The 5,409-nt window shown below is 41.7% G+C and carries 5 protein-coding genes; 4 read left to right on the top strand and 1 reads right to left on the bottom strand.

Annotated features, from left to right (window positions below; genetic code table 11):
- Nucleotides 1–598 precede the first annotated feature (598 nt).
- Nucleotides 599–1,834: an OFA family MFS transporter gene (locus NT010_12575; protein MCX5806875.1), complete on the bottom strand. Its 1,236-nt coding sequence runs from the start codon at nucleotides 1,832–1,834 to the stop codon at nucleotides 599–601.
- A gap of 475 nt (nucleotides 1,835–2,309) precedes the next feature.
- Here NT010_12575 and rpsL point away from each other — a divergent pair, with 475 nt between their 5' ends.
- From rpsL to NT010_12555, 4 genes are all read left to right on the top strand, one after another.
- On the top strand, nucleotides 2,310–2,684 hold the full coding sequence (rpsL, locus tag NT010_12570) for a 30S ribosomal protein S12 (protein MCX5806874.1): 375 nt from the start codon (nucleotides 2,310–2,312) through the stop codon (nucleotides 2,682–2,684).
- Between the two features lie 37 nt (nucleotides 2,685–2,721).
- Nucleotides 2,722–3,192 (top strand): 30S ribosomal protein S7, encoded by a 471-nt coding sequence (gene rpsG / locus NT010_12565; GenBank protein ID MCX5806873.1) that lies wholly within the window; start codon nucleotides 2,722–2,724, stop codon nucleotides 3,190–3,192.
- Nucleotides 3,193–3,208: 16 nt separating this feature from the next.
- Entirely contained in the window at nucleotides 3,209–5,290 is a 2,082-nt protein-coding gene (fusA, locus tag NT010_12560; protein MCX5806872.1) for an elongation factor G, read from the top strand.
- Nucleotides 5,283–5,409 (top strand): GTP-binding protein (locus tag NT010_12555; protein ID MCX5806871.1); only part of this gene is annotated, 127 nt, incomplete at its 3' end. The genes fusA and NT010_12555, both read left to right, overlap by 8 nt.

The following is a 5,409-nucleotide window of genomic DNA, read 5'->3' as shown; positions in this document are numbered from 1 at the left end:
TGTTGCCAAAGAGCACGCAGGGGAAATTATTATAACCCGGACCGGCTAATCCACATGTGAGAAAAAGAAACAAAGTCAAACAAACATGTATAGGGAGATTTATTTTCTGGGGAAGGCGCTATCATCGTTGGCTTCGTCATCAGATCCTCGACGTACTGCTATCGTACGCCTACGTCTCCTCTTTCTTGCCGCCTTGATTGCCCCGCAAGCTGAAGCGGGGTAAGTCATTGCATCCTTGATTTAGAATTGGAATTAGACTCTGTTTGAAATAAGCATTATTTTATAAAATCAATGTTATGTGATGGTCTGTTTTATCTGTATTTAATTTTAGAATAATACGGGGAAAATCCGAATGAAATTGTGGTTCTCAATGTCTTTTCCAATCCAAATGATTCCCTGCAGCTTGCTGCAGGGTTACTACTTTCCCTCGCCCCTCCGGGGGAGAGGGCGGGGTGAGGGGGATATGAGCCTCTTTCCAGTGATAACCCGCAGCTTGTTGCGGGGAGGTTCATCGAATTACCGGATTTTACAGATAATATAAAAAAGGCAAATCCTAAAAAAAGGATTTGCCTTTCATGTTTATAATGAAAAGTTTCCGCTAATTCTTTTTTGGCGGTTTAAGGAGAAGAAAGGCAATGATTATTCCTACAATCGCCATTCCGGCAGTTGGATAGAAAGCTACCGTATAGCTTCCGAAGGCATCCTTCGCGCTTCCGGAAATAATACCCCCGATAATAGCACCAAGGCCATAGGAACTGAAAACAACGCCATATTTTTGGGCATATCCGTCAAGACCAAAGAAGCCTGCCGTTGCTGCAGGACCGATTGCAAGCCAACCGCCGAGACACAGCCAGAAGCAACAGAATGATATCGCATAGAGGCCCACGGAACCTTTGCCTGCAGATAGCATCATTAACGATGCTATCAAAATGATGACAAAAGAAAGAATTGCAGAATATTTAGGAGTAATCTTGTCAGTTAAAGCGCCAAAAATAGGTCGTCCTACACCGTTGAACACCGCGAAGAGCATTACAAGCGATGCTGCCAAGGTCTTATCAAGGCCTATTACTTCTCTGCCGACAGAAGCTGATATTCCTATTGCCATAAGACCTGCTGTAGCGCCTAAAATATAGCAAAGCCAGAGTCCGTAGAAACTCGATGTTTTAATCATCTGGCCTGCAGTAAAGTTGGTTGTGCCACCAGTGGCAGCTGCAGGCGGGGTCCAGCCGGCTGGTTTATAGCCTGCAGGGGGGAACTTCATGGGAATGGCCAGGATTATAGTTATGAAAAAGAATGCAATGCCCATTATACCAAAAGCTCCGAGCGGCCCATACTGGCCAATAAGAGCAGATGCTATCGGGGCTGTAGCTATTGCTGATCCCCCGAAACCTGCAAGTGCCAATCCGACTGCCAGACCTTTTTTATCAGGGAACCAACGGGTTGCAACAGAAACAGGTCCACCATAAACAATACCTACACCAGCGCCTCCAATTACCCCATATGTTAATATGACCATAGTAATATTTGAAGAAAAGTAGGTGAGCATCCAGCCAACACCAACAACTGCGCCACCGAGCATCATGACTTTGCGAGGGCCTAGTTTGTCTATAAACTTGCCTGCGATAAATGTAAAAAGGGCGAACATGGCGAGGAAAATCATATAAGGCAAACCACCCTGCGTAGCGCTGATCTTAAACATCTCTTCGAGTGGTTTTTTGAACACGCTGTATGCGTAAACTGCACCTAAACAAAAATTTACCACCATCCCTAAAAGAACAAAAATCCATCTTCCTGTGTTTGCTGGCATTCCAAAAATCTTCTGATCTTCAGCCATAAAATATACCTCCTCTAAAGTTGAAATTAATCAGGACTAAGCCTAAAGTGTAAACATTGATATAATAAAATGTGAATGAAAATTATTATATAATATCAGGTAATGTCAAGATTTTTCTTACTCATACGGAAAACTTGTCAGCCTAAGCTATTAAGCCTGATCTTATATACGAATGTAAAATGTTAAATATCTGGATTGCATTCAACGTTTTAGAAAGACGGAACAAAGGACGGAATAGGCTTCCATCCTTATCAGCAAAAGATATTAACCGAAAAAATGTATCTTTATCCGGTTTATGACCATCTATGAGCTTTTTTATCTGCTTTTTAACCGCTAAATATAATGCCAATTCTATTTGTTTATTAAGCAAATATCTCTTGACATAAAAGGCAAAATCGTTTAACATACCGAAGTTTTCGCTGAGCTTGATTTCCCTTAAAAAGATTAGGGAATTATTTTTATTTGGAGGATATTGATGCCTACTATTAATCAATTAGTAAGGCTTGGGAGAGAAGTCGTTAAAAAAAAGAGTTCGTCACCGGCGCTCACAAATTGTCCGCAAAAGAGGGGTGTTTGCGTAAGGGTTTATACAACAACTCCTAAAAAACCAAATTCGGCATTGAGAAAAGTTGCCCGTGTGAGATTGACTAATGGTATAGAGGTTACTACATATATACCCGGTATTGGTCACAATCTTCAAGAGCACTCGGTTGTTCTGATAAGGGGCGGAAGGGTTAAGGATTTACCTGGCGTCAGATATCATATAATCAGGGGATCGCTTGATGCAAGCGGTGTTGCAAACAGAAAGAAAAGCAGATCCAAGTACGGTGCAAAAAGACCTAAACAGTAGAGAAGTTTGAACGATAGTAAAAAGAGGAGTTTAAAGCATGCCAAGAAAGGGACACGTTGCGACAAGGGAGAAATTGCCTGATTTAAAATACAATGATTTCCTTGTACAGAGGTTGATAAGCTGTGTTATGCTGGACGGGAAGAAGAGTACAGCCACAAAAATTGTTTATGGAGCTTTTACTGTAATTGAAGACAAGCTGAAAGACGATCCACTAAAGGCATTCCATAAAGCTGTTGAGAATATCAGACCTGAAATAGAAGTAAAAGCAAGAAGGGTCGGAGGGGCAACATATCAGGTTCCGGTTGAGGTAAGAGCAAACCGGAAAATGTCGCTTGGTATTAGATGGCTTATAAGATATGCAAGAGAAAGATCAGAAAGAACGATGAGAGAAAAACTTGCCGGAGAGATCCTTGACGCTTGCAACAATAAAGGCGGCGCAGTAAAAAAGAGAGAAGATACCCACAAGATGGCCGAAGCGAACAAGGCGTTTGCTCACTACAGGTGGTAAATCTAAGGTAAAATGAATGAATCAAATTGTTAGAAATGTCGGTATTATGGCGCATATTGACGCCGGAAAAACAACTGCTACAGAGAGAATGCTCTTTTATACGGGTGTTAATAACAGGATAGGCGAAGTTGATGACGGCGCTTCTACCATGGACTGGATGGAAGAAGAAAAAGAAAGAGGAATTACTATAACCGCTGCAGCAACGACCTGTTTCTGGCGGGAACACAGGATAAATATTATAGATACACCCGGTCACATAGACTTTACGATAGAAGTTGGAAGATCGCTCAGGGTACTGGATGGTGCAGTTGCATTATTTTCAGCAGTGGAAGGTGTTGAACCTCAATCGGAGACTGTCTGGAGACAGGCCGATAGATACAGTGTTCCGAGAATTGCATTTGTGAACAAGATGGACAGAACCGGAGCTGATTTTGATAATTGTGTCCGAATGATACGGGAAAATTTAAAAGCAAATCCATTAGTTCTCCATTTCCCAATCATGAACGAAGATGGGTTTATCGGGACCGTTGATGTAATAAGGAATAAAGCAATTTTGTACGATAAAGACAGATTGGGTTTTGACTACACTGTCTGCGAAGTGCCTCAAGCACTAAAAACCAGAGCTGATGATGCCAGGATAAATATGATGGAGTTGTTATCAGGTGTTGAAGACCGTTTTATGGAACAGTATCTGGAAGGACATGAGATTGATGAGGCAAGAATTAAAGATGTGATAAGAAAAGGTACATTAAAAGGGAGCATTACGCCTGTTCTGTGTGGAAGCGCATTTAAGAATAAAGGAGTTCAGCCTCTTCTTGATGCTATTGTTGATTATCTTCCTTCACCAAAGGATGTGTCTCCTTATCAGTACTGGACCGAAGACGGAACAGAAGGAGCTTTCGAGGGCACAAACGATGAGCCTTTCAGCGGGCTTATATTCAAGATAATGAATGATCCCTTTGTTGGTCATTTGAGTTATATAAGGGTATACTCCGGTTCATTGAAAACTGGCGATACGATAATGAATTGTGCGCAGTCAAAAACAGAAAGAGTCGGCAGGATACTAAGACTTCATGCCAATAAGAGGGAAGAGGTCAAGAAGGTAGAAGCCGGCGATATTTGTGCAATTGTAGGTTTGAAGGGAGTATCAACGGGAGATACATTAACGCATCCCGGTATGGAAGTGTTTTTTGAAAACATAGAAGTTCCCCTTCCTGTTGTTTCTGTTGCTATAACGCCGAGGAAGAAGGATGACCTTAAGAAGATGTGGCTTGTTTTTAATAGGTATACAGTTGAAGATCCATCCCTTAATGTGCGCCTTGACAGTGAAACCGGTGAAGTAATACTTTCGGGCATGGGAGAACTCCATCTTGAGATTATTATGGACAGGGCAAAGAGGGAACATAATCTTGAAATGATATCATCACCGCCACAGGTGGCATATAGAGAGACAATAACAAAGAGTGTGACGGGTACCGGTAAATATATAAAGCAATCTGGCGGGCGAGGCCAATATGGACACGTAGTGTTAAATATTTCGCCGCTTGAAGGTAATGAATTTGTATTTGAGAATAAAATAATTGGTGGTTCAATCCCGAGAGAGTATATCTCCAGCATTGAAACAGGTATCAGGGAAACAATGGAAAAAGGCGTTGTCCTCGGGTATCCCATGGTAGATATGAAAGTTGAACTTATTGACGGCTCATATCATGAAGTGGATTCATCGGAACTTGCCTTTAAGCTTGCCGCTTCAATGGGATTAAAAGACGCAGTAAGAAAGGCGAACCCTGTAATTCTTGAGCCTATTATGAAGGTAGATATTAACATACCAAATGAGTTTTTGGGTGTTGTAATAGGGGATATATCGTCAAGACGCGGCAGGATTGCTGAGCTTGGCGACAAAAACGGTTTTAAATATATAATTGCACATCTGCCCCTTGATGAAATGTTCGGATATACAACTCGCCTGCGTTCAGCAACCCAGGGAAGGGGCAACTTCAGCATGGAATTTTTTCACTATACTCCTGTGCCGCAGCATATTTATGAAACTTTAATTAAAAATAGAGAAAAAAATGTAACGGAGGTCCTTTATGGCTAAGAAAAAGTATGAAAGAACAAAACCCCATGTAAATATCGGAACCATAGGACATATAGATCATGGGAAAACCACACTCACATCTGCCATTACCCGGTATCTTTCCAAAGCAGGAATGGCGA

Source organism: Pseudomonadota bacterium, from assembly GCA_026388275.1.
Classification (GTDB): domain Bacteria; phylum Desulfobacterota; class Syntrophorhabdia; order Syntrophorhabdales; family Syntrophorhabdaceae; genus JAPLKB01.
This window is presented reverse-complemented; position numbering and strand designations above follow the sequence as displayed.